The organism is Bradyrhizobium sp. 956_D2_N1_4 (assembly GCF_052076025.1).
Classification (GTDB): Bacteria; Pseudomonadota; Alphaproteobacteria; order Rhizobiales; family Xanthobacteraceae; genus Bradyrhizobium; species Bradyrhizobium barranii.
The window spans coordinates 957,749-980,701 of the sequence record NZ_CP197237.1; the positions used below are offsets into that span (position 1 = coordinate 957,749).

Annotated in this window: 21 protein-coding genes; 16 read left to right on the plus strand and 5 right to left on the minus strand. The window is 65.2% G+C overall.

Going from position 1 to position 22,953, the window contains the following annotated elements; translation table 11 throughout:
• Positions 1-153: 153 nt before the first annotated feature.
• Complete coding sequence (locus AB7535_RS04545; RefSeq protein WP_085404468.1) at positions 154-1,224, minus strand: glycosyltransferase family 4 protein; 1,071 nt, start codon at positions 1,222-1,224, stop codon at positions 154-156.
• 272 nt (positions 1,225-1,496) lie between these two features.
• Between AB7535_RS04545 and AB7535_RS04550 the strand changes: the two genes are divergently transcribed.
• From AB7535_RS04550 to AB7535_RS04565, 4 genes are read left to right on the plus strand one after another with little or no spacing between them, the layout of a single operon-like run.
• Complete coding sequence (locus AB7535_RS04550) at positions 1,497-3,260, plus strand: ABC transporter ATP-binding protein (protein ID WP_085404467.1); 1,764 nt, start codon at positions 1,497-1,499, stop codon at positions 3,258-3,260.
• 59 nt (positions 3,261-3,319) lie between these two features.
• Positions 3,320-5,524, plus strand: a complete 2,205-nt coding sequence (locus tag AB7535_RS04555) for an amylo-alpha-1,6-glucosidase (protein WP_085404466.1) — start codon at positions 3,320-3,322, stop codon at positions 5,522-5,524.
• A 22-nt stretch (positions 5,525-5,546) separates the two neighbouring features.
• A complete protein-coding gene (locus AB7535_RS04560) occupies positions 5,547-6,080 on the plus strand; it encodes a PRC-barrel domain-containing protein (protein WP_085404465.1) in 534 nt (177 codons plus the stop codon).
• A 23-nt stretch (positions 6,081-6,103) separates the two neighbouring features.
• Positions 6,104-7,417, plus strand: a complete 1,314-nt coding sequence (locus AB7535_RS04565; protein ID WP_085404464.1) for an MFS transporter — start codon at positions 6,104-6,106, stop codon at positions 7,415-7,417.
• A 39-nt stretch (positions 7,418-7,456) separates the two neighbouring features.
• Here the strand turns inward: AB7535_RS04565 and AB7535_RS04570 are convergent, their stop codons facing one another.
• The 4 genes from AB7535_RS04570 to fixL form a co-directional block, all read right to left on the minus strand.
• A complete protein-coding gene (locus AB7535_RS04570) occupies positions 7,457-8,146 on the minus strand; it encodes a helix-turn-helix domain-containing protein (RefSeq protein ID WP_085404555.1) in 690 nt (229 codons plus the stop codon).
• Between the two features lie 103 nt (positions 8,147-8,249).
• Positions 8,250-8,672 carry a response regulator gene (locus AB7535_RS04575; protein WP_135215071.1) on the minus strand — a complete coding sequence of 141 codons (423 nt, stop codon included), beginning with the start codon at positions 8,670-8,672 and terminating at the stop codon, positions 8,250-8,252.
• Between the two features lie 58 nt (positions 8,673-8,730).
• Positions 8,731-9,348, minus strand: coding sequence for a response regulator FixJ (fixJ, locus tag AB7535_RS04580; protein WP_028150099.1), 618 nt, complete (start codon positions 9,346-9,348; stop codon positions 8,731-8,733).
• A 3-nt stretch (positions 9,349-9,351) separates the two neighbouring features.
• Positions 9,352-10,869 (minus strand): sensor protein FixL, encoded by a 1,518-nt coding sequence (fixL, locus tag AB7535_RS04585; protein WP_085404554.1) that lies wholly within the window; start codon positions 10,867-10,869, stop codon positions 9,352-9,354.
• Between the two features lie 207 nt (positions 10,870-11,076).
• On the opposite strand from fixL, the gene AB7535_RS04590 reads away from it, so the two are divergent.
• From AB7535_RS04590 to AB7535_RS04645, 12 genes are all read left to right on the plus strand, one after another.
• Positions 11,077-11,910, plus strand: coding sequence for a universal stress protein (locus AB7535_RS04590; protein WP_085404462.1), 834 nt, complete (start codon positions 11,077-11,079; stop codon positions 11,908-11,910).
• A 39-nt stretch (positions 11,911-11,949) separates the two neighbouring features.
• Positions 11,950-12,375 (plus strand): CBS domain-containing protein, encoded by a 426-nt coding sequence (locus AB7535_RS04595; RefSeq protein WP_085404461.1) that lies wholly within the window; start codon positions 11,950-11,952, stop codon positions 12,373-12,375.
• Between the two features lie 301 nt (positions 12,376-12,676).
• Complete coding sequence (gene ccoN, locus AB7535_RS04600) at positions 12,677-14,326, plus strand: cytochrome-c oxidase, cbb3-type subunit I (protein ID WP_085404460.1); 1,650 nt, start codon at positions 12,677-12,679, stop codon at positions 14,324-14,326.
• A 10-nt stretch (positions 14,327-14,336) separates the two neighbouring features.
• Positions 14,337-15,071: a cytochrome-c oxidase, cbb3-type subunit II gene (gene ccoO / locus AB7535_RS04605; protein WP_014497065.1), complete on the plus strand. Its 735-nt coding sequence runs from the start codon at positions 14,337-14,339 to the stop codon at positions 15,069-15,071.
• Between the two features lie 13 nt (positions 15,072-15,084).
• Positions 15,085-15,249, plus strand: a complete 165-nt coding sequence (locus tag AB7535_RS04610) for a CcoQ/FixQ family Cbb3-type cytochrome c oxidase assembly chaperone (RefSeq protein ID WP_014497064.1) — start codon at positions 15,085-15,087, stop codon at positions 15,247-15,249.
• Between the two features lie 6 nt (positions 15,250-15,255).
• Positions 15,256-16,131: a cytochrome-c oxidase, cbb3-type subunit III gene (ccoP, locus tag AB7535_RS04615; RefSeq protein ID WP_085404458.1), complete on the plus strand. Its 876-nt coding sequence runs from the start codon at positions 15,256-15,258 to the stop codon at positions 16,129-16,131.
• A 113-nt stretch (positions 16,132-16,244) separates the two neighbouring features.
• Positions 16,245-17,711 carry a cytochrome c oxidase accessory protein CcoG gene (gene ccoG / locus AB7535_RS04620; protein WP_439037230.1) on the plus strand — a complete coding sequence of 489 codons (1,467 nt, stop codon included), beginning with the start codon at positions 16,245-16,247 and terminating at the stop codon, positions 17,709-17,711.
• A 15-nt stretch (positions 17,712-17,726) separates the two neighbouring features.
• Positions 17,727-18,212, plus strand: coding sequence for a FixH family protein (locus AB7535_RS04625; protein WP_085404456.1), 486 nt, complete (start codon positions 17,727-17,729; stop codon positions 18,210-18,212).
• An 11-nt stretch (positions 18,213-18,223) separates the two neighbouring features.
• Positions 18,224-20,413 carry a cation-translocating P-type ATPase gene (locus AB7535_RS04630; protein WP_085404455.1) on the plus strand — a complete coding sequence of 730 codons (2,190 nt, stop codon included), beginning with the start codon at positions 18,224-18,226 and terminating at the stop codon, positions 20,411-20,413.
• On the plus strand, positions 20,413-20,580 hold the full coding sequence (gene ccoS / locus AB7535_RS04635; protein ID WP_014497059.1) for a cbb3-type cytochrome oxidase assembly protein CcoS: 168 nt from the start codon (positions 20,413-20,415) through the stop codon (positions 20,578-20,580). Before AB7535_RS04630 ends, ccoS begins: the two co-directional genes overlap by 1 nt.
• 132 nt (positions 20,581-20,712) lie before the next feature.
• Complete coding sequence (locus AB7535_RS04640) at positions 20,713-21,855, plus strand: patatin-like phospholipase family protein (RefSeq protein ID WP_439037231.1); 1,143 nt, start codon at positions 20,713-20,715, stop codon at positions 21,853-21,855.
• A gap of 77 nt (positions 21,856-21,932) precedes the next feature.
• The gene (locus tag AB7535_RS04645; protein WP_085404453.1) at positions 21,933-22,883 is read left to right on the plus strand and encodes an oxygenase MpaB family protein; all 951 of its coding nucleotides are present in this window, start codon (positions 21,933-21,935) and stop codon (positions 22,881-22,883) included.
• Positions 22,884-22,953 lie beyond the last annotated feature (70 nt).

Sequence of the window (22,953 nt, forward strand, 5' to 3'; positions counted from 1 at the left end):
GCATCGCCCTCCGCACGCTCGCTGTCATCGCCCGGCTTGACCGGGCGATGACAGTATTCCTGAGACCGCAGTGCTTGAGCCGAGAAGTCGCGGAGTACTGGATGCCCCGGTCAAGCCGGGGCATGACAGTGTGTCGTGAGGTGAAAGCGGCCCTTACTCCGCGCTGCTCACCAGCTTGATCCGCGGCGCCTGCGCTTCCGTCAGGCTGCGATAGGCCGCGAGATAATCCAGCGCCATCCGCCGCGCCGTGAAGCGCTTCTCGAACTGCTTGCGGATGGCCGCGCGATCGAGTTGCGGCAGGCGCTTGACGACGCCGGCAGCGCTGATGATGTCCTCGACCACGAAGCCGGTGAGGCCCTCATCGATGATCTCGGGCACCGAGCCGCGGTTGAAAGCGACGACCGGTGTGCCGCAGGCCATGGCTTCGATCATCACGAGGCCAAACGGCTCCGGCCAGTCGATCGGCAGCAGGAGGCCGAGCGCGCCGCTCAGGAAGTCGGATTTCTCGTGGTCACCGATCTCGCCGATGAAGTCGACCAGCGGATTGTTCTGGATCATCGGCTTGATCAGCTCGTCGTAATAGTCCTGGTCGGCGCGATCGACCTTGGCCGCGATCTTCAGCGGGATGCCGCAATGCATCGCGATCTTGATGGCGCGGTCGACGCCCTTCTCGGGCGCGATGCGGCCGAGCACGGCGAGATATTCCTGCTTCGCCGGCTTCGGCGTCAGCAAGTTCTCCGGCAGGCCGTGGTGGATCGTCGTCACCCAGTTCGCCTGCGGCACCGGCCTGCGCTGCGCGTTCGAGATCGAGATGACAGGCATTTTCGAGAAGGTGTTGAACACGGGCTGATGCTCCGGCAGGTCGAGCCGGCCGTGCAGCGTGGTCACGAACGGGGTCGGCTGCCGGTGGAACAGGGACCACGGATAGTAATCGAGATGGAAGTGGAGGAAGTCGAACTCCTCGTCGTCACATTTCTGCCGCACGCGCTCCAGGAGCACCATATGCAGCGCGTTGGGATCGCGCACGGAACCGTCGAGACGAAGCGCCCGCGGCCAAAGTGCGTCGAGCTTCGCCGACGTCTGCGAGTCGCCGCTGGCGAACAGGGTTACATCGTGTCCAAGGGCAACCAACTCCTCCGTCAACCAGTGCACCACCCGCTCGGTGCCGCCATACAGCTTGGGTGGAACAGCCTCAGTCAACGGAGCTACCTGCGCGATGCGCATCTCGCCATCTCCTCTGTGATCATAGAAGTTAAACCCCCGCCGTGTCTCGGCACCGGCATGCCAGACGAGGGAACGTTCTCGCAATTGCGAAGTTCCTTCAACGAACGTTACTTCTTCGACACACTTCAGTCGGCCGCGATGCTGCCATCTCCTCTTCTCACATCGTCCGCATCCGCATGTCGTGATGGCCCGGCCCGGGAACCGAGGCGAAGCGGTCGATGTTCAATCGGCTAATAGAAAAATCGAAATCAATACGACGGGGTCGCAGTCACATGGATCATCTTTCTGGTTACGCGCGCAGGCCATTTGCCTTTGTCTTGCGCTATCTGCGACGACGGCCGGCATCGCATCTCGTGATCCTGACCGCTGTCGTTGCAGCCGTTGCCTGTTCCGTGGGCACGCAGTACGGCGTCAAATCCCTGGTCGACAGCCTGTCCGCTGGAACTTCGCACGGTGGCAGCGTATGGCTGGCATTCATTTTACTCATGTCGCTGATCGCGGCGGACAATTTCCTGTGGCGGATCGCGAGCTGGACCGCGAGCTTCACCTTCGTTCGTGTCACGGGTGATTTACGCCGTGACATATTTCGTCATCTGACCGGACACGCGCCGAGCTATTTCTCGGATCGCATGCCGGGCATGCTGACGAGCCGTATCACCGCGACCTCAAACGCGGTGTTCACGGTCGAGAACATGTTCGTCTGGAATGTGTTGCCGCCGTGCATCGCCACAATTGCGGCCATCGGGCTGATTGGAACCGTCAGTCCCTATATGGCACTCGGCCTGATCGTGGTCGCGGGCGGTATGGTGATAGCGATGTTCCATCTGGCCGCGGCCGGCAAGCCGCTGCATGACGACTTTGCCGACAAGGCCGCCGTCGTCGACGGCGAGATGATCGATGTCATCAGCAACATGCCGCTGGTCCGCGCCTTCTGCGGCATCAGCCATGAGCACGAGCGGTTCGACGCGACGGTGAACCGGGAACTGACCGCGCGCGGCCGTAGCCTGCGTTATCTGGAAAAGCTGCGGCTCACGCATGCCGGCATAACGGTCGTCCTGACGGTGGCGCTGATGGCCTGGGCAATCACGCTCTGGCAGCAGGGCGAGGCGACCACCGGCGATGTCGTGCTGGTCTGTACGCTCGGCCTCTCCATTCTCAACGCGACGCGCGACCTCGCGGTGGCGCTGGTCGATGTCACCCAGCACGTCGCGCGCCTGACCGAGGCGATCGCGACCCTGCTCATGCCGCATGAATTGCGCGATCATCCCGAGGCCGAGCCGCTGATGAAGAGCGGCGCCGCGATCGCATACAACAACGTCACCTTCGGCTATCCCGGTGGCGAGAAGATTTTTGAACGGTTCAGCCTGCGGCTTCAGCCCGGCCAGCGCGTCGGCCTGGTCGGCCAGTCGGGCGGAGGGAAATCGACCCTGTTCACGTTGCTGCAGCGGTTCTACGATGTCGATGAAGGCAGCGTGACCATCGACGGCCAGGATATTTCCAAGGTGACCCAGCTAAGCCTGCGTGAAGCCATCTCGGTCGTGCCGCAGGATATATCGTTGTTCCATCGCTCGATCCGCGAGAACATCCGCTACGGCCGTCCGAACGCGACCGACGACGAGGTGCTGCGCGCGGCGATCGCGGCGCGCTGCGATTTCATCGATAGCCTGCCGGAGGGCCTCGACACCATGGTCGGCGACCGCGGCGTGAAAATGTCCGGCGGCCAGCGCCAGCGCATCGCGATCGCGCGGGCCTTCCTGAAGGACGCGCCGATCCTGCTGCTCGATGAGGCCACCGCCGCGCTCGACAGCGAATCCGAGGAGGCGATCCGCGAGGCGCTGTTGCGCCTGATGCGCGGCCGCACCGTGATCGCGATCGCGCACCGGCTGGCGACGCTGCGCAATTTCGATCGCGTCCTGGTGCTGAAGAATGGCAAGATCATCGAGGACGGCGCGCCCGACCGCCTGATGCAGGGCCACGGTCCCTACCGTGAGCTGGTGACGCAGGAGATGAGCCGGCTGGCGAAGTTCGCCGCGTAAGTCCAACAGTTGCGTTTGCGTTGGTCGCGTTCGAAAAATAGGCCGCAGGGGAGCAGCTCATGGCAGCCGAAGCCGTAACCCAGATCATCTCGGTAGCGCAGACGGAGGAGGCCGTCGCGGAGCAGGCGTTCTACATTCCGATGACGGGGCCCGCCGCGCGGCCCCGTCGGTCGCTCAAGCACGACGACACCTTCATCGTGCTGGACAGCCATGGCGATATCGGCGCCTCCGCGGGCGGGCCGGACGGCCTGTTCAACCACGACACGCGCTATCTGGCGCGGCTGGAGCTCGTGCTGGACGACCTCCAGCCGCTGCTGCTCGGCTCGAATCTGCGCGACGACAATTCGGCCCTGACCGTCGATCTCACCAATCCCGATATCTATCGGCAGGGCCGCATCGTGCTCCAGAAGGACCTGCTGCACATCGTGCGCACGATCTTCCTGTGGCGCGGCACGGCCTATCAGCGCATCGGCGTGCAGAACCATGGCGACCGTCGCGCCAGCCTGGAGCTGACGCTGCTGTTCGACTGCGATTTTGCCGATCTGTTCGAGGTGCGCGGCGAGCGGCGCCCGCACCGCGGGACCGGCACCAGCAAGTTGCTCGGGCCGACCGACGTGCTGTTCCACTATCGCGGCCTTGACGATGCCGTGCGTACCACCGGCCTGCATTTCGACCCGCGTCCGACGCGGCTGTCGGTGAATGCCGCGACCTGGCAGCTCGATCTGGACCCGCACCAGTCGAAATCCCTGTTCGTGGCGGTGTCCTGCAACCGGCCGATCGCGGAGAAGCCCGCGCGCTTTTTCAGGGGCCTGCTCGCCCATCGCCGCGAGATGCGCCGGTCGACGATGGGCATGGCCAACATCGAGACGTCGAACAACATCTTCAACCAGGTGCTGTGCCAGGCCATGGCCGACCTCAACATGCTGATGACGGAGACGCCGCAGGGGCGTTATCCCTATGCCGGCATTCCCTGGTACTCGACGACGTTCGGCCGCGACGGCCTGATCACCGCGCTCCAGATGCTGTGGATCGATCCGCGGGTCGCGAAGGGCGTGCTGCGGCGGCTCGCGCATTTTCAGGCAGAGACGGTCGATCCGCTGAACGATGCGGCGCCCGGAAAAATCCTGCACGAGATGCGTGGCGGCGAGATGGCTGCGCTCCGCGAGGTGCCGTTCGCGCAATATTACGGCAGCGTGGATTCGACCGCCTTGTTCGTGCTGCTCGCCGGAAGCTATTTCGAGCGCACCGGCGACGAAAAGACCCTGACCGAGCTGTGGCCGGCGATCGAGGCGGGGCTGGCCTGGATCGACGGCCCGGGCGACCCCGACAGGGACGGCTTCGTCGAATACCAGCGCGCCACCGAAAAGGGCCTCGCCAACCAGGGCTGGAAAGACTCTTATGACGCGATCTTCCATGCCGATGGCCAGCTTGCGGAAGGCAATCTCGCCCTTGCCGAGGTGCAGGGCTACGTCTTTGCTGCCAAGCAGCTCGCCGCACGTTGTGCGCTGCGGCTCGGCAAGCCGGACCTCGCCAGAAAGCTCGAGACCGAGGCCAAGGCGCTGGCCGAGCGGTTCGAGAAGGCATTCTGGTGCGAGGAGCTCGGTACCTATGCGCTCGCGCTCGACGGCAGGAAGCGGCCCTGCAAGGTGCGGACGTCCAATGCCGGGCAGGTGCTGTTCAGCGGCATGATCCGCGAGGACCGCGCACGTCTCGTCGCCGCCGATCTGATGGCGCCGCACTTCTTCTCGGGCTGGGGCATCCGCACGGTCGCGCAAGGCGAGGTGCGCTACAATCCGATGTCCTATCATGACGGCTCGATCTGGCCGCACGACAATGCGCTGATCGCGCTCGGGCTCGCGCGCTACGGGCTCAAGCATTCGGTGGCACATCTCTTCAAGGGTTTGTTCGACGCGGCGACCTACATGGACCTGCGGCGGCTGCCCGAATTGTTCTGCGGCTTCCGGCGCGAGAAGCGGCGCGGCCCGACGCTCTATCCGGTCGCCTGCGCGCCGCAGGCCTGGGCCAGCGCGACGCCATTCACGCTGCTGGAGGCCGCGCTCGGCATCGAGTTCGACGTCGCGCGCGGCGAGATTCGCCTGCGCAATCCGCATCTGCCGGCGTTCCTGAACGAGGTGATCCTGCGCGATCTGCGCCTGGGCAGTTCCAGCGTGGATCTGCGCGTCAGCCGTCACGGCGACGACGTCGCGCTGGAGGTCTTGCGCACGCGCGGCCAGATCCAGGTCTCGATCGTGCTGGCGCGCTAGCGGCGCGCCGGGAGGAGGGTTCATGCGTACCGCCGGATGGTTGGTTCTGAGCGCGGCGATCGTCGCGGGATTGACGGTCGCCGCATCGCGTGCCGCGGAGGAGCCGCCCGCGGGCCCAACGACGCCCCCCAGCGAAGCGAACGCGCCGGCCACGGTGCAGCCGCCGGCTTCAACCGTGCCGGTCACGCCGAAGGACGCCGCTCCGCCGCCGTCCGTGACCATCATCGGTGCGAGCGACGCCCATGGCGTGCTCGGCCGTGACGTGCGCAGCGCCGCCGACGAGGATATGGGCCGCATTGTCGACATCATCGTCGACCGCGCCGGCCGTGTGCGCGCCGCCGTGATTGATTTCGGCGGTTTCCTCGGCGTCGGCAGCCGCAAGATCGTGGTGGACTGGAACGCGATGCGGTTCGGCAAGATTGCCAACAAGAAGGACAGCATCACGCTGGAATTGACCAAGGCGCAGGTCGCAGCCGCGCCGGAATACAAGGAAGACACGCCGATGGTGGTGCTCGGCGCGTCCGGCAGCCTGCAGCCGCTGCAAGCGATTCAGTGAGGCGCGGGGAGGGATGGCCGCCGGTGCTGTTGTCGAGGAAGCGGAACCACGCAGATCGCGATAGCCGCGTTGAACGGTACAAGGTTGCCGCGCCGCCGCCTGCGGGCCTTCCGGCGCCGTCGCGCCAGAGCCTGCGCGGCCTCGACTGGTTCATCTTCTTCCTCGCCGACGTTCAGACCGGGTTCGGTCCCTTCATCGCGGTCTACCTCACGACGCAGAAATGGACTCAGGTCGAGATCGGCCTCGTGCTGTCGATCGGTGGCATCGTCGCGCTGATCGGACAGATGCCCGGTGGCGCGATCATCGATGCCGCGAAGTCCGAGCGGCTGGTCGCAGCGCTTGCGATAGCGACCATCGGCTTCTGCGCGCTCGCCTATGCGGCGATGCCGATCTTCCCCGTGGTGGTTGCTGCGGCCACGCTGCATGCGGCGGCGAGCTGCGTGCTGGGGCCGGCGATCGCGGCGATCAGCCTCGGCCTGGTCGGTCCGCTTGCGATCGGCGAACGGCTCGGCCGCAATGCGCGCTTTGCGTCCCTCGGCAACGGCGTCGCCGCCGCCGTGATGGGCACGGCCGGCTATCTCCTGTCGAGCCGCTCGGTGTTCCTCGTCACCTTCCTGCTCGCGATTCCGACCCTGATCGCGCTGTCGCGCATCCGCGAGGAGGAAGTCGACATCGCGCGCTGTCACGGCGAGATGCCGCGCGAGGCGCCGGTTCCAGGCGACACCAATCTCTGGCACCTGATCCGGCAACGCCCGCTCATCGTCTTCGCGCTGAGCGTGCTGCTGCTGCAATTGGCGAACGCCGCGATGATGCCGCTGATGGCGAGCGCGGTGACGGCGCGGTCGAGCCAGTGGGCAACCGTGCTCGTCGCCTTCTGCATCGTCGTGCCGCAGGCGATTGTGGCGCTGCTGTCGCCGACGGTCGGGCGCAAGGCCCAGCTCTGGGGCCGGCGCCCGCTGCTGCTGATCGGATTCGCTGCGCTGACGATCCGGGGCCTTCTGTTTGCGACCGTGCGCGATCCCTATCTGCTGGTCGCGGTGCAGGTGTTCGACGGCATCACGGCGGCGGTGTTCGCGGTGATGATCCCGCTGATCGTGGCCGACGTCGCCTTCGGCAGCGGCCATTTCAATCTGGCGCAAGGCATTGTCGGGACGGCGACCGGCATCGGGGCGTCCTTGAGCACGGCGCTTGGCGGCTATGTCAGCGACAAGTTCGGCAATGCCACCGCCTTCATCGGGCTGTCCGGCGTCGCCGCGACCGGGCTTTTGCTGATCCTCTTTGTGATGCCGGAAACCCGGCGCACCGGCATGATCGCGCCGAAAAGAATGGCCGGCTGAACGAATTCAGCCGGCCAAATTGGGTGGGGAAGACAGAAATCAGGCGTCGAGATTGTGCAGGCGCTGGCGGTTGCGCAGCACGATCTGGCGGGCGCCGGAAAATCCCAAAATGCCCTGGGCGTGAAGCTGCGACAGCGCGCGCGACACGGTCTCCAGCGTGAGGCCGAGATAGTCGCCGATGTCGCGGCGGCACATCGGCAGTGCCATCATGCCGGCTACCGCAAGGCGGCGGTCCATCTCGAGCAGGAAGGTTGCAACGCGCTCCATCGCGGTCTTGCGTCCGAGCAGCAGCATGTGGTCCTCGGCGTGACGTAGTTCGCCGGCGGTCATGGCCCAGAGCTTGCGCGCGACCTGCACATCGGTGCCGGCGGCCTTCTCCAGGCTCGCGCGCTTCACCAGGCGCACGGTCGTGTCGATGATGGCTTCAGCGGCGAGGCGGTGGCTGGGACCGGATTCGAGGCCGAACACGTCACCGGGAAGATGGAAGGAGCCGATCTGGCGGCGGCCGTCGGAGAGCAGCTTGTAGCTGCGCACCGCGCCGGTGATGACCTGGTAGACATATTCGGCCGGCTCGTCCTCGCCGTAGATCTCCTCGTCCTTGCGGTAGGAGAACTCCGTGGCGACGAGGCCGGCGATCGCGCCGAACTGGTCGGAGACGGGATGGGCAGGGGCAATCTTGGCACGAACTTGGGTGTTGATCGCCTGGGTGTTGAGTGTCTCGGTCAGCATCTGCGCCATCTCCGTTGTGATGACGCTTTGGTACGCGGGTTCGGGCGCTTCGAAAATTTCGCGAGATATCTTAAGGGAGGTTACCTACGTAGAACCCCGTAGGTCAGTTGCCGCGGCCGCCCTGGATGGCGTGGCGGATGGACTTGACCAGGGTTTCGTCGAGAAGCGGCTTCAAAATCACGTCCTTGACGCCTGCGGCTGCCGCCCGGGCCGAGATATTCCCATCGGGATAGCCGGTGATCAGGATCACGGGCGTGCCCTCGTCGGACTGGCGCAACCGGCCGGCCAGCTCGATGCCGTTGATGTCGGGCATCTTGTAGTCGATCACGTAACAGTCCGCGCCGGGCGCGCCGCTGGCATTCAGCAGGGCCGTGGCATTCCTGAAGGTCCGCACGGCAAAGCCGTCGGTTTCCAGCAGGAATTGCAGGGATCCCAGCACGGCGGCATCATCGTCGACCACGTAGACGGTGGGCTTTGCGGATGACGTCACTGGAAGCCGCTGATGGTGCGAGCCGATCTCGATCATCCCATCTGGCTAGCACGGCCCGGGAGAATGATTTTGACTTGCCTCAATCCGATTTGCCTCAATCCTTCAACATCCCGGCGCGCATCGCTAGCCGGACCAGCTCCGAGAGGCTATTGGCCTGCATCTTGGTCATGACGTTGGCCCGGTAGACCTCGATGGTGCGGGGGCTGATGTCGTATTCACGGGCGATCAGCTTGTTGGAGAGGCCCGCGATCAGCCCTTCCATGACCTGGCGCTCGCGCGGGCTGAGGGAGGCGACGCGGGCGGCGATGTCCTGCGAGATCGCCTCGTTCTTCGCCGCCGGCTCGGCCTGGCGGATCGCCGTCTCGATCATGGTGGTGAGGCGGTCGTCCTCGAACGGCTTCTCGAGAAAGTCGACCGCCCCCAACTTCATCGCCTCGACCGCGAGCGGCACGTCGCCATGGCCGGTCATGATCAGGATCGGGAACGGGCTTTGCTGCGCCTTCATCCGCTTCAACAGCTCGATCCCGTCGATACCAGGCATGCGCACGTCCGAGACGACGCAGCCGAAGGCAAGGCCGGGCAGGACATCGAGGAAGGCTTGCGCATCGTCAAACAGGGTGACGCCGAAGCCGGAGGAATCCAGCAGGAAGTTCAGCGAGTCCCGCATCGCCTCGTCGTCATCGATGACGTAGACATGTCCCTTGGTCGTCATGGATCAATTCTCATCGGCTGCCGGGAGAGTGAAGCGGAATGTCGCGCCGCCCGATGGGTTGCTCTCGGCCCACATGCGTCCGCCGTGAGCCTCGATGATCGAGCGGCTGATGGACAGTCCCACGCCCATGCCGGTTTCCTTGGTGGTAAAGAAGGTCTGGAACAGGTTGGGAATGACGTCGCCCTGAAATCCGGAGCCGGTGTCGGACACTTCGACCTCGATCATGTCGTCATCGACGCGGGTGTTGGCGACGACGAGCTCGCGCTGCGGCGACTGCGCCATCGCTTCCAGCGCGTTGCGGAACAGATTGACCAGCACCTGCTGGATCTGCACGCGGTCGGCGAGCACGAGATCGGCGTCGGGATCGAGGCTGAAGCGGAGCTGCACGTTCTGCTCGCGCGCGCCGGCAAGCCCGAGCGCGCCGGCCTCCTCGATCAGCTTGGACAGGCTCTCGACCCGCTTCTCGGACTCGCCGCGGGAGACGAAGTCGCGCAGGCGGCGGATGATCTGGCCGGCGCGCAAGGCCTGCTCCGCGGCGCGATCCATCGCACTTTCGATCTTCGGCGTGTTGGGGTCGGTGCTGCCGGCCAGCAGCCGCCGCGATCCCTTCATGTAATTGCTGATCGCCGCCAGCGGCTGGTTGATCTCGTGGGCCAGCGCCGAGGCCATCTCGCCCATCGCGGTCAGCCGCGAGACGTGGACGAGCTCGGACTGCAATTCCTGGAGCCGCGCCTGGGTCTGCTGGTGCTCGGTGAGGTCGCGGACGAAGCCGGTGAAATAGGGCTCGCCGCCGGACTGCATCTCGCCGATCGACAGGTGCATCGGAAAGGTCGTGCCGTCGCGGCGCTTGCCGGTCACGATGCGGCCGATGCCGATGATGTGCGGATCGTTCGTGCTGCGATAGCGCGCGATGTAGCTGTCGTGGCGGGTGCGGTCGGGCTCCGGCATCAGGATGCTGACGTTCTGGCCGATCGCCTCCTGCTCGGACCAGCCGAACAGGCGCTCGGCGGCGGTGCTGAACAGTTGCATGATGCCGCGACCGTCGATGACGATCATGGCGTCGGGAATGGTGTGAAGGATCGAGCGGAGGTGGGTCTCACGCGTGCGCAGGGCTTCCTCGACCTGCTTCTCCTCGTCGATATCGAGGAAGATGCCGCTGAGATGGCGAGCGACGCCGGATTCGTCTCGGATCAAGCCGGCGCGGGCCCTGATCCATTTGCCGCGGCCGGAATTGGCGGAAATCCTGAAGGAGACGTCGAAACCGCCGCCATGCTCGGAGACCTGCTTGATCGCGTTCTCGATGCGCGCGCGGTCACCGGGCTCGAGGCGCGACAGGAAGAGGTCGTAGCTTGCCGGCTGGCCCCGCTCGATACCGAGCAGCGTCCTCGCGGTTTCCGACCACTCCAGCTCGCGCGTCGTGAGGTCGAGATCCCAGGTGCCGACGCCGAATCCCTCGATCCGGACCCGGAAATGCTCGCCGCGACTGTCGTCTGGCGGATGCGTTACGCGGGTCGGCGACAATCGATGACTCCCATCTTCGCGCGGCGGGCGTGGTGCCGCGAACATGACCGCAATTTCGCCCATGGACCGGCCCGAGGCAAGTTCGGATGTCTGATTCCATTGGCGGATTTCCCGCAAGGTCGCGCCCGGCGATTTGATCTACCTCATCCTGCCCCGTCACGGCGAGGCTAGATTTCGCGCCAGTTCATAGCTGTGCGGAGAATCCCAATGACTTACGCGACCGTGATGGTCAGCCTGGCGCTCGATCAGTCCAACGAGGCGCGCCTTCAGGTCGCGGGCGAGCTCGCCGAGCGATTCGAGGCGGCCATTATCGGGGTTGCCGCAGGGCAGTTCGCGCCGCCGCTCTATTTCACCGACGGCGCTGAAGCCCAGAGCCTGATCGATCAGGAGGAAGCCTCGATCAGGAAGCGCCTTGCCGATCTGGAGGCGCAATTCCGCGCCGCCACCAAGGCGCGCGGCGGCCGCGTGGAGTGGCGCGGCGCGATGGATTTTCCGGCGCGATTCGTGCTGGCGCAGGCACGATGTGCCGACATCATCGTCAGCGGCGGCCACAGCCCGGCCTTCTCCGACGCGTTCGCGCTCGCGAGCCCCAAGGACCTGGTGATGCAGGCCGGCCGCCCGCTTCTCGTCGTTCCCGATAAGGTCAACTGGCTCGACCTGCGCAGCGTGCTGGTGGCGTGGAAGGACACGCCGGAGGCGCGGCGCGCGGTGGCGGATGCGCTGCCGATGCTGCGCAAGGCGAGGGACGTCACCATCGTCGAAATCCCGGAGCGCGATGACGACCGTTCGGCGGTGATGGCCGGCGTCACCGACGTTGCCGCCTGGCTCGCCCGTCACGGCGTTACCGCGAGCGCACGCGTCTCGGAGGCCGTGCGGAACGCAACCGCTGCCGCGCAGTTGGAGCAGGTCGCCGGCGACCTTGGGGCCGGCCTGATCGTGGCGGGCGCTTATGGTCATTCGCGCTTTCGCGAGCTGATCCTCGGCGGCGTCACCGAATATCTGGTCACCCAATCCGCCCGCAGCGTGCTGCTGTCGCACTGACGGCCGCCCGGCCCAAAAGCTAATCGAGGAGGACGCGCCGTGTACAAATTTCTTGAAGAGACCGTCGACAGCTACATGACGCGCAACGTCACGACGGTGCGGCGCGACCACGACCTGCTCGCGCTCAGCGAGATGTTCGAGCGTGATGATTTCAATTCCTATCCGGTCGAGGACGACGGGCAGGTGGTCGGCATCGTTACCAAGTTCGACATCCTGAAGTGTTTCGCGTTCTCGCCGAGCCAGATGCTGCCGCACTATCGCGACCTGATGAGCCGCAGGATCGGCGACGTCATGACGCCCGAGTTCATCTATGTCAGCCCCGACACGCGGCTGACGCGCGTGCTCCAGATCATGGTCGAGCACCGCATCAGGAGCATCATCGTGCTCGACGGCGCCGAGAAGCTGGTCGGAATCATCGCCCGCGAGGACGTCATCAAGGCGCTCAAGGCGACGGCGCAGGAGTGACTTCTTCCTTCTCCCCTCATGTCCGCCGAAGCCTTGGCGAAGGCGGATGTGGGAGAAGGTGGCGCGAAGCGCCGGATGAGGGGTTCTCTCCACCGAAAGACTCTCCGTGCGGAGCCAACCCCTCACCCAAGTGAGTGCGCGGCACCGTCCTCGCTGCCCTCTCCCACAAGGGGAGAGGGCACTTCAACTGACGGGCGCCGCGTCACTCACCCGAATAGAAATCCACCTGTCTTGATTTCAATCAATTCGCCGCGAGGTCGAATGTGGTTTCTGGCGGCGTGTTCTTTCAGAGAGAATCCGCATGAGCCAGCCCTCCATCTCCAAATCCATGACCATCGGTGAAAGCGGCCTGGCTATCGTGTTCGCAGTCACCGCCTTCCTTTGCGTGATCGCCTCAGCCAAGGCGCTCGATTCGGCCTTTGCCTTCCATGCCGCGCTCAGCGCAGCGGCGAGCTTGGCTGTGGTCTTTGGCATCATCAACCGCTACTTCGATCGTCCGGCGGCGCTGCCGCCGACGGAGATCAACGGCCGCCCCAACTACAATATGGGTCCGATCAAGTTCACCGCCGTCATGGCGATGTTCTGGGGCATTGCCGGCTTCCTCGTCGGCCTCATCATCGCCTCGCAGCTGGCGTGGCCCGCACTGAACTTCGATCTGCCCTGGACCAGCTTCGGCCGGCTTCGTCCGCTGCACACCTCCGCGGTGATCTTCGCCTTCGGCGGCAACGTGCTGATCGGCACGTCGCTCTATGTCGTGCAGAAGTCCTGCCGGGTGCGCCTTGCGGGCGACCTCGCGCCATGGTTCGTCGTGATCGGCTACAATTTCTTCATCCTGATCGCCGGCACCGGTTATCTGCTCGGTGTCACCCAGTCGAAGGAATATGCCGAGCCGGAATGGTATGCCGACCTCTGGCTCACCATCGTCTGGGTCGCCTATCTGCTGGTCTTCCTTGCCACGATCATCAAGCGCAAGGAGCCGCACATCTTCGTCGCGAACTGGTTCTATCTCGCCTTCATCGTGACGATCGCGGTCCTGCATCTCGGCAACAATCCCGCGCTCCCCGTCTCGGTGTTCGGCTCGAAATCCTATGTCGCCTGGGGCGGCATCCAGGACGCCATGTTCCAGTGGTGGTACGGCCACAACGCAGTCGGCTTCTTCCTGACCGCCGGCTTCCTTGCCATCATGTACTACTTCATCCCGAAGCGCGCGGAGCGGCCGATCTATTCCTACCGGCTGTCGATCATCCACTTCTGGGCGCTGATCTTCCTCTACATCTGGGCCGGCCCGCACCATTTGCACTACACGGCGCTGCCTGACTGGACGCAGACGCTCGGCATGACCTTCTCGATCATGCTGTGGATGCCCTCCTGGGGCGGCATGATCAACGGCCTGATGACGCTGTCGGGCGCCTGGGACAAGCTGCGCACCGATCCCGTGCTGCGCATGCTCGTCGTCTCCGTCGCCTTCTACGGCATGTCGACCTTCGAAGGCCCGATGATGTCGATCAAGGTGGTCAACTCGCTCAGCCACTACACCGACTGGACCATCGGCCACGTGCATTCCGGCGCGCTCGGCTGGGTCGGCTTCGTCTCGTTCGGTGCGCTGTACTGCCTGGTGCCGTGGGTGTGGAATCGCAAGGGCCTCTACAGTCTGAAGCTCGTCAACTGGCACTTCTGGATCGCCACCCTCGGCATCGTCCTCTACATCTCGGCGATGTGGGTGTCCGGCATCCTGCAGGGCCTGATGTGGCGCGCCTACACCTCGCTCGGCTTCCTCGAATATTCCTTCATCGAGAGCGTCGAGGCGATGCATCCCTTCTACATCATCCGCGCCGCCGGCGGCGGCCTGTTCCTGATCGGGGCGCTGATCATGGCCTACAATCTCTGGATGACCGTTCGCGTCGGCGAAGTGGAAGTCCAGATGCCCGTCGCGCTTCAGCCGGCGGAATGAGGAGCCTTCCATGTCGTTCTGGACACGCCATCAAATCTTCGAAAAGAACTCGATCGTCCTGATCGTCGGCATCTTGCTGGTGATCGCGATCGGCGGTCTCGTCGAGATCACTCCGCTGTTCTACCTCAAGAGCACGATCGAGGCGGTCGACGGCGTCAGGCCCTACACGCCGCTGGAGCTTGCGGGCCGCAACGTCTATGTCCGCGAAGGCTGCTATCTCTGCCATTCGCAGATGATCCGCCCGCTGCGCGACGAGGTCGAGCGCTACGGCCACTTCTCGCTCGCCGCCGAGAGCATGTACGACCACCCGTTCCAGTGGGGCTCGAAGCGTACCGGTCCGGACCTCGCCCGCGTCGGCGCCAAATATTCCGACGACTGGCACGTCACCCATCTGACCAACCCGCGCGCGATCGTGCCGCAGTCGGTGATGCCGGGCTATCCGTTCCTGAGCCAGACCGAGGTCGATCCCGATACGATCGCCGACCACATGAAGACGCTCAAGGCCATCGGCACGCCCTACACCGACGACCAGATCGCGAACGCAGGCGCCGATCTGAAGGCCCAGGCCGATCCCGACAATGCCGGCTCCGACGCCTTCGGCAAGCGCTACGCCAAGGCCGTCGTGCGCAATTTCGACGGCAAGGCCGGCACGCCGACCGAGATGGACGCGCTGATCGCGTACCTGCAGATGCTCGGCACGCTGGTCGACTTCAAGCTCTACAACGAGAAAGCCAATCTTCGCTGAGAAGGCATCACCGATGAAAGCCATCCTGACACTCGACAATCTCGCGTCTGGTCTGGTGACCACGATCTGGACGCCGGTGTTCGTCGCGATCTTTCTCGCGATCATCGCCTACGCATTATGGCCCCGCAACAAGGCCGCTTTCGACGAAGCGGCGCGCCTGCCGTTGCGGGAGGAGTAAGAGATCATGACCGACCATCATAGCGACATCGATTCCGTCACCGGCAAGTCCACGACCGGACATGAGTGGGACGGCATCAAGGAGCTCAACACGCCGCTGCCGCGCTGGTGGGTGATCTCATTCTACCTCACCATCGTCTGGGCGATCGGCTACTGGATCGTCTATCCGGCCTGGCCGCTGATCTCCAGCAATACCACGGGCCTGTTCGGCTATTCCTCGCGTGCCGACGTCGCGGTCGAGCTCGCCAACCTCGAGAAGGTCCGGGGTGACAAGATGGCGGCGCTGGGCGCCGCTTCGCTCGCCGACATCGAGAAGGACCCGGCCTTGCTGGCGCTTGCGCGGGCCAAGGGCAAGACCGTGTTCGGCGACAATTGCGCGCCATGCCACGGCTCCGGCGGCGCCGGCGCAAAGGGCTTTCCGAATCTCAACGACGACGACTGGCTGTGGGGCGGCACGCTCGACCAGATCATGCAGACCATCCAGTTCGGCGCGCGTTCCGGCCATGCCAAGGCGCATGAGGGCCAGATGCTCGCCTTCGGCAAGGACGGCGTGCTGAAGGGCGACGAGATCGTCACGGTCGCCAATTACGTGCGGTCGCTGTCGGGCCTCTCGACCCGCAAGGGCTTTGATGCTGCCAAGGGCGAGAAGATCTTTGCGGAGAATTGCGTCGCCTGCCACGGTGACGGCGGCAAGGGCAACCCGGAGATGGGCGCCCCGAACCTGACCGACAAGATCTGGCTCTACGGCTCGGACGAAGCGAGCCTGGTCGAGACCATCAGCCTGGGCCGCGCCGGTGTGATGCCGGCCTGGGAAGGGCGGCTCGATCCCGCCACCATCAAGGCGATGGCGGTCTACGTCCACTCGCTGGGCGGTGGAAAATAGCCTGCTCGCGACATGCGGGGGCGAACATAAAGTGCCCCCGCTTGAGCTGGATCAACTGACGCGCTCGCGTCGGGTCTAGGTTTAATCGCACCTTTTCGAGAAGCTTCTTGGCGATGAACAAGACCGTGAACCCGAACGACCTCACATCGAACGATGACAACGGGCCGCTCTACGTAGCCCAGAAGAAGGTGTATCCCCAGAGCGTCTCCGGTACGTTCCGCCGGATCAAATGGGGCCTGATGGCGTTCTGCCTCGGCGTCTACTACTTCCTCCCGTTCGTGCGCTGGAATCGCGGCATCGGTGCTCCCAGCCAGGCGGTGCTGATCGATCTTCCCAACAGCCGCTTCTACTTCTTCTTCATCGAGCTGTGGCCGCAGGAGATCTACTACTTCACCGGCCTGCTGATCGTCGCCGCGGTGGCGCTGTTCCTGATGAACTCGGTCGGTGGCCGCATCTGGTGCGGCTATCTCTGTCCGCAGACGGTGTGGACCGATCTGTTCTACGCGGTCGAGCGGCTGGTCGAGGGCGACCGGCGCGAGCGGATGAAGAAGGACAAGTCGTCCGATCCGATGAAGCTGGAGCGCATCTCCGAGATCGTGCTCAAGCATTCGCTCTGGCTCCTGATCGCCTGGTGGACCGGCGGCGCCTGGGTGCTCTATTTCAACGACGCGCCGACGCTGGTGAAGGAGCTCGTCACGTTCCAGGCGCCGATGATCGCCTATATCTGGATCGGCATCCTGACCGCGACGACCTACGTCCTGGCCGGCTTCATGCGCGAGCAGGTCTGCACCTATATGTGCCCGTGGCCGCGCATCCAGGCCGCGCTCACCGACGAATGGGCGCTCAACGTCACCTATCGCTACGACCGCGGCGAGAAGCGCACTTCGGTGAAGAAGGCGATCGAGCTGCGCGCGCTCGGCGAACACGTCGGCGACTGCGTCGACTGCTATCAATGCGTCGCGGTCTGCCCGACCGGCATCGACATCCGCAACGGGCCGCAGCTCGAATGCATCCAGTGCGGGCTCTGCATCGACGCCTGCGACAACGTGATGACCAAGATCGGCCGGCCGAAGCGGCTGATCGGCTACGACAACGACATCAACATCCAGCGCCGCCAGGAAGGCAAGGCGCCGCTCTACCGCATCGTCCGGGCCCGCACCGTCGCCTACAGCGCGATCATCGCGGCGGTTGGCGGCATCATGATCTACACGCTCGCGACCCGCAGCCTGCTCGACGTCAACGTGCTGCACGACCGCAACCCGGTCGCGGTCAGGCTCAGCGATGGCTCGATCCGCAATGCCTATACGGTGCGGCTCTTGAACAAGAGCGGCTATGACCGCGTCATCGCGATCGACGCGAACGGTCCGGCCAACCTGACCACGCACGTCGTCGGCATTGATTCCGTGACGCCGGATAGGCCGATGATCGTGATCCCGCGCGACTCCACCAGCGAGCTGCGCCTGCTGGTCACTGCGCCGGCGGAGAGCAATCCGGAAAAGTCGGTTCCCGTTCGCTTCCACGTCACCGACATCGGGCTCGGTGAGGTCGCCACCGCCACCGACAACTTCGTCTCGCCCTAGGATCAGGAGACTGCCATGGCCACCAAGCCGCTGACCGGAACAAAAGTGTTCCTGATGCTGGTCGCCTTCTTCGGGCTCGTGATCGGCGTGAACGTGACCATGATGAAGCTCGCGATCGCGACGCTGCCCGGCACCGACGTCGACAGCCCCTATGCCGCGGGCCTCACCTATGACCGCGAGATCTCGGCAGCACAGGACCAGGCCGCGCGCAACTGGAAGGTCAACGCCCATATCGAGCGCCGCGCCGATGGCGCTGCCTCGCTTCAGGTCGAGGCGCGCGATGCGAGCGGCCAGCCGATGAGCGGGTTGAAATTCGGCGGACGCCTGGAGCGGCCGACCGACAAGCGCGCCGATCTCGCAGTCGAGCTGTCGGAAGCCGGCATCGGCATCTATCGCGGCAATGCCGCGTCGGTTGCGCCGGGCCAGTGGGATCTCGTGATCGAAGGCGCGGCGCGGGGAACACGCGTGTTCATGTCGCGCAACCGCGTGATCCTGAACTGAGGGAATTCGTCATGCAGGTCACGCGGGATTTTTCGCATTACGTCCGGGCCGCGGGCGAGGGTATCAAGCACATCGATCTCGCGGTCGAGGGCGTTCACTGCGCCGGCTGCATGGCCAAGATCGAGCGCGGACTGTCGGCCATCCCCGACGTCACGCTGGCGCGCGTGAACCTCACCGACCGCCGCGTCGCGCTGGAATGGAAGCAGGGCACGCTCGACCCGGCCCGCTTCATCGATCGGCTGGAAGAGCTCGGCTACAAGGCCTATCCTTACGAGACCGAGAGCGCGGAAGCGACGGAAGTGGCGGAATCCCGCTTCCTGCTGCGCTGCCTCGGCGTCGCCGCGTTCGCCACCATGAACGTGATGATGCTGTCGATCCCGGTCTGGTCCGGCAACGTCTCCGACATGCTGCCGGAGCAGCGCGATTTCTTCCACTGGCTGTCGGCGCTGATCGCGCTGCCGGCGGCAGCCTATGCCGGCCAGCCGTTCTTCCGCTCGGCCTGGCGCGCGCTGTCGGCCAAGACCACCAACATGGACGTGCCGATCTCGATCGGGGTGTGCCTTGCGCTCGGCATGTCCGTGGTCGAGACCATCCATCACGCCGAGCACGCCTATTTCGACGCGGCGATCATGCTGCTCACGTTTCTTTTGGTCGGCCGCGTCCTCGACCAGAACATGCGGCGGCGGACCCGCGCGGTCGCCGGCAATCTCGCCGCGCTGAAGGCGGAGACCGCGGCCAAGTTCGTCGGGCCCGACGAGATTTCGCAGGTGCCGGTCGCGGCGATCCATCCCGGCGACATCGTGCTGCTCCGGCCCGGCGAGCGTTGCGCCGTCGACGGCACCGTGATCGAGGGGCGTTCCGAGATCGACCAGAGCCTGATCACCGGCGAGACGCTGTATGTCACGGCGGAGCAGGGCACGGCGGTCTATGCGGGCTCCATGAACATCTCCGGCACGCTGCGGGTGCGGGTCTCGGCTGCGTCGGAGGCGACGCTGCTCGCCGAGATCACGCGGCTGCTCGACAACGCGCTGCAGGCACGCTCGCGCTACATGCGGCTCGCAGATCGCGCCTCGCGGCTCTACGCGCCAGTCGTGCATGCGACCGCGCTGATCACCATTTTGGGCTGGGTCATCGCGGGCGCCGGCTGGCACGATGCGATCGTGACCGGCGTGGCCGTGCTGATCATCACCTGTCCCTGCGCGCTCGGGCTCGCGATCCCGACCGTGCAGACGGTGGCCTCGGGCGCGATGTTCAAAGCTGGCGTGCTGCTCAATTCCGGCGACGCCATCGAGCGGCTCGCCGAGGCCGACCACGTCATCTTCGACAAGACCGGCACGCTGACGCTGCCCGATCTCGAAGTGATGAACGCGGCCGATATTCCCGCCGACATTTTTGCACTTGCCGGGCGGCTCGCGCTGTCGAGCCACCATCCCGTTGCCGCCGCCGTCGCGCAGGCCGCCGGTGCAAGGTCGCCGATCGTTGGCGCGGTCGAGGAGGCCGGGCAGGGCGTGCGCGCTGTGGTGGACGGTGTCGAGCTTCGCCTTGGCCGTCCGTTATTCTGCGGCGCCGAAGCGCTGGTCGGCAGCGCCACGCTCGATCCCGAGGCCTCTATCGTGGCTTTCAGCAAAGGGACTGAAAAGTTCATCCTCTCGGTGCGCCAGGGCCTGCGGCCGGACGCGCAGGCCGTGATCGCGGCGCTGAAGGCGCGCAATATCGGCATCGAGATTCTCTCCGGCGACCGCGAGCCCGCGGTGATCGCGGCGGCCCATGCGCTGGGCATCGCCGAATGGCGCGCCGGTGTCACGCCGGCCGACAAGATCGCACGGATCGAGGAACTGAAGCGGCGCGGCGCAAAAGTGCTGATGGTCGGCGACGGCATGAACGACGCGCCGTCGCTGGCGGCGGCCCATGTCTCGATGTCGCCGATCTCGGCCGCGCATCTCAGCCAGGCGACCGCCGATCTCGTCTTCCTCGGCCGGCCGCTGGCGCCTGTCGTCGCCGCGATCGACTCCGCGCGCAAGGCGCTGCATCTGATGCGGCAGAACCTCTGGCTGGCGATCGGCTATAACGTTCTCGCAGTTCCGGTCGCGATCAGCGGCGTGGTGACGCCCCTGATCGCGGCGGCGGCCATGAGCGGATCCTCGATCCTGGTGATGCTGAATTCGTTGCGCGCGCGCGGAGCTGCGCGGGAGATCGTGTGATGGAAATCCTGGTCATCCTGGTGCCGCTGGCGCTGATGCTCGGCGGTGCGGGTCTCGTCGCCTTCCTCTGGTCGCTGCGGAGCGGCCAATATGACGATCTCGACGGCGCGGCGTGGCGGGCTATCGCCGACGACGAGCCGCCGCAGGACGCCCCGGTCAAGCGTTAACGCTCCGTTGGTTCCGCGCTGCCCTTTTCGGACATGGTCGCTGGACGGCCGGCGGTCGCCGGGCGTAACAATGCCGGAAGATTTTGCGTAGAAGCGACGGGGCAGGCTCTCCGGAGCAGGAGCGTGACGAGCATGCAGAAAAATTTCGGAGTGTGCGGGCCTAACGATCTGCCGGGACAGGTCGTGCTGGTGCTGCAAGGCGGCGGTGCGCTCGGCTCCTATCAGGCGGGCGTCTATCAGGCCCTGCACGAGGCCGGGATCGAGCCGGACTGGGTCATCGGCACCTCGATCGGCGCCATCAACGGGAGCCTGATCGCCGGTAATGCGCCGGAAAACAGGCTCGCGCGCCTGAAGGAGTTCTGGAAGCGGATGGAGCAGAATCCGGTCTGGGCTCTGGGCGGCGCCTTTCCCGACTTCAGCGAGAAGCTCGCCTATTTGTCGACTGTCACCAACGGCATTCCCGGCTTCTTCCGGCCCACCCCGCTGGCGCATGCGGGAGATTCCTTTCCGCTCGGCGCCGATCATGCCGGCTTCTATTCGACTGCACCGCTGGAGAAGACGCTGAGCGAGCTGGTCGATTTCGATCTGGCCAATCGCTGCGCGCCGCGACTGACGGTCGGTGCGGCTCATGTCGGCACCAGCGAAATGCGCTATTTCGACAGCCGCGACGGCGAGCTGACGGTGAAGCATGTCATGGCTTCGGGCGCGCTGCCGCCCGCGTTCCCGGCGGTGCGGATCGATGGCGAGCTGTATTGGGACGGCGGCATCCTGTCGAACACGCCGACGGAGGCCGTATTCGACGACAACCCACGCAGGGATTCGCTGATCTTCTCCGTGCATCTATGGAATCCCGTCGGCGCCGAGCCGATCACGATGGCGGAGGTCTTGAACCGCCACAAGGACGTGCAGTACTCCAGCCGCATCGCGAGCCAGATCGTGCGGCAGCAGCAGGCCCATCGCCTGCGCCATGTCATCAACCAGCTTGCCGCGCGGTTGCCCGAGACCGAGCGCAACGATCCCGCGGTGAGGGAGTTGGTGAGCTACGGCTGTCCGACCCGCATGCATGTGGTGCGACTGCTGGCGCCCCAGCTCGATCGCGAAACCCATACCAAGGATATCGACTTCAGTCCGTCAGGCATTACGCGGCGCTGGCATGCTGGCTATGTTCACACGAAATCAGTGCTCGCGCGAAAGCCGTGGATCGGCGAATTCGATCCGCTCGCCGGCGTGGTGCTGCACGAGCATATGGACGAGATGCCGATGGCGGCGGAGTAGGGCCGCGTCCGCTTTCATCGAATTGCCACAGGCCCTGCGGATTGTCGGTCGTCGTCCGCTTTTGAGAGGCCTTGCAGTTGGTATCCGGGAACGATCTGGAATTGGCCCTCGATCAGGTCCGCGCTGACGCGGCGGGACCGGTTGCGGGCGTGTTCGGCCCTGACACGGTGACCTGGCAGATCGACCGGGAGGCCGTCATCTTTCTTGGCGCCGGCCGTGCGCTGTTGTTGCAGCTGGCGCATCCCTGGGTCGCTGCCGCCATCGCGGAGCATTCGCGGACCCTTGCCGATCCGATCGGTCGCTTCCATCGTACCTTCGACATTGTCTTTGCGATGGTGTTCGGCTCGCTCGACCGGGCGCAGTTGTCGTCCCGGCAATTGCATCGGCGCCACAGCATGATCGTCGGCGCGATGCCCGAGGCCGTCGGTCCGTTCGCGGCAGGCTCGCGCTACTGCGCCAATGACATTCCGTCGCTGCGCTGGGTTCATGCGACGCTGGTCGAGACCGCGGTGATGGCACATGACCTGGTCCTTCCGCCGCTCTCGGCGGAGGAGCGCGAGCGCTACTGGAGCGAGAGCCGGATGTTCGGCGCCTTGTTCGGATTGACGGCCGACGATTTGCCCGCGGACTGGTCCGGCTTTGCGGCCTACACCGCGGCGATGGCGCAGTCGGATACGCTGACCGTCAGCCCGGCGGCGCGCGAGATCGCCGCGCAGATCCTTGGCGGCGCCCGTCCGTGGTTGCGACCACCGCGATGGTATCGCGCGCTCACGGCGAGCTTGTTGCCGGAGCGCCTGCGAGCGGGCTTCGGGTTTGAATTCGACGAGCGCGACAAGCGGGCAGCCGACAATGCGCTGAGATGGATCAGGCGCGTCTATCCCAAACTGCCAGACCGGCTGCGCTATGTCGGTCCCTACCAGGAAGCGCAGGCGCGGCTGCGGGGCGAGCCGCAGCCCGACTGGATGACCCGGTGTCTCAATCGCGCCTGGATCGGGCGGCCGCAAATGGATGTGCGCGGGAAGGGGTGAGGTTCTCAGCTCTTGGAGTGACGGGCGATAGAGTGGCGCGCCTCTCTCCACATCGTCATTGCGAGCGCAG

Coding starts and splice junctions, on each gene's coding strand:
- AB7535_RS04590 (WP_085404462.1), top strand. CDS start 11,077: ATGACTTACGCGACCGTGATGGTCAGCCTGGCGCTCGATCAGTCCAAC.
- ccoN (WP_085404460.1), top strand. CDS start 12,677: ATGAGCCAGCCCTCCATCTCCAAATCCATGACCATCGGTGAAAGCGGC.
- ccoS (WP_014497059.1), top strand. CDS start 20,413: ATGGAAATCCTGGTCATCCTGGTGCCGCTGGCGCTGATGCTCGGCGGT.
- ccoP (WP_085404458.1), top strand. CDS start 15,256: ATGACCGACCATCATAGCGACATCGATTCCGTCACCGGCAAGTCCACG.
- AB7535_RS04630 (WP_085404455.1), top strand. CDS start 18,224: ATGCAGGTCACGCGGGATTTTTCGCATTACGTCCGGGCCGCGGGCGAG.
- AB7535_RS04570 (WP_085404555.1), bottom strand. CDS start 8,146: ATGCTGACCGAGACACTCAACACCCAGGCGATCAACACCCAAGTTCGT.
- AB7535_RS04625 (WP_085404456.1), top strand. CDS start 17,727: ATGGCCACCAAGCCGCTGACCGGAACAAAAGTGTTCCTGATGCTGGTC.
- AB7535_RS04555 (WP_085404466.1), top strand. CDS start 3,320: ATGGCAGCCGAAGCCGTAACCCAGATCATCTCGGTAGCGCAGACGGAG.
- AB7535_RS04610 (WP_014497064.1), top strand. CDS start 15,085: ATGAAAGCCATCCTGACACTCGACAATCTCGCGTCTGGTCTGGTGACC.
- fixJ (WP_028150099.1), bottom strand. CDS start 9,348: ATGACGACCAAGGGACATGTCTACGTCATCGATGACGACGAGGCGATG.
- AB7535_RS04545 (WP_085404468.1), bottom strand. CDS start 1,224: ATGCGCATCGCGCAGGTAGCTCCGTTGACTGAGGCTGTTCCACCCAAG.
- ccoG (WP_439037230.1), top strand. CDS start 16,245: ATGAACAAGACCGTGAACCCGAACGACCTCACATCGAACGATGACAAC.
- AB7535_RS04550 (WP_085404467.1), top strand. CDS start 1,497: ATGGATCATCTTTCTGGTTACGCGCGCAGGCCATTTGCCTTTGTCTTG.
- ccoO (WP_014497065.1), top strand. CDS start 14,337: ATGTCGTTCTGGACACGCCATCAAATCTTCGAAAAGAACTCGATCGTC.
- AB7535_RS04560 (WP_085404465.1), top strand. CDS start 5,547: ATGCGTACCGCCGGATGGTTGGTTCTGAGCGCGGCGATCGTCGCGGGA.
- AB7535_RS04640 (WP_439037231.1), top strand. CDS start 20,713: ATGCAGAAAAATTTCGGAGTGTGCGGGCCTAACGATCTGCCGGGACAG.
- AB7535_RS04575 (WP_135215071.1), bottom strand. CDS start 8,672: ATGATCGAGATCGGCTCGCACCATCAGCGGCTTCCAGTGACGTCATCC.